The sequence below is a fragment of the Microbacterium barkeri genome (assembly GCF_027921765.1).
Lineage (GTDB): Bacteria > Actinomycetota > Actinomycetes > Actinomycetales > Microbacteriaceae > Microbacterium > Microbacterium barkeri.
In genome coordinates this window covers 1-500 of the sequence record NZ_BSEJ01000069.1, presented here as the reverse complement: position 1 = coordinate 500, position 500 = coordinate 1, and the positions used below count along the sequence as shown (strand labels likewise).

General features: G+C 46.4%; 1 protein-coding gene. It reads left to right on the top strand.

The features are described from left to right. Positions 1 to 199: YdgH/BhsA/McbA-like domain containing protein (locus PKE79_RS16805; protein ID WP_271174811.1), on the top strand; the 199-nt coding region annotated here is incomplete at its 5' end. Positions 200 to 500 lie beyond the last annotated feature (301 nt).

Genomic DNA, 500 nt, shown 5'->3' with positions numbered 1-500 from the left:
AACTTTTGTCGCAGTAATCGCTATGGCCGCCTCTTTCGCTTCCTTCGCTGCTGAAACCGTGACCGCAACCGCCTCCACAATGGACGGCGCGGAAGCGAAAATCGCCGCACAGGCGCAGGCTGCCGGCGCTTCGTCTTACAAAATCACCGAAGCGTTTACCGGCAACCGCGTGCATATGACTGCCGAACTGAACAAATAAGCGTATAGCAACTGTCGAAAGAGCGCCTCAGGGCGCTTTTTTTGTTTTTGTTTTCCGCTTCCCGTCTCTGCGAAATTTGCCAATATTTTCCTCTGCTACGAAAAAAATGTGGCACTAATCACGTTTCCGTTCTTTTCTTAAATCCTCCTTTTTATGGCAAAGGAAAGGTCAGCACGCCTGAATATCTCGATTTTTTAACGCCATGAAATTTAAAGAAATAAAAAACAGAAAGCGATGGAGATCACTCTCTTTAAATGGGATGTGTATCACAAAAATAGGTGTTTCGCCGTACCTGTCAACT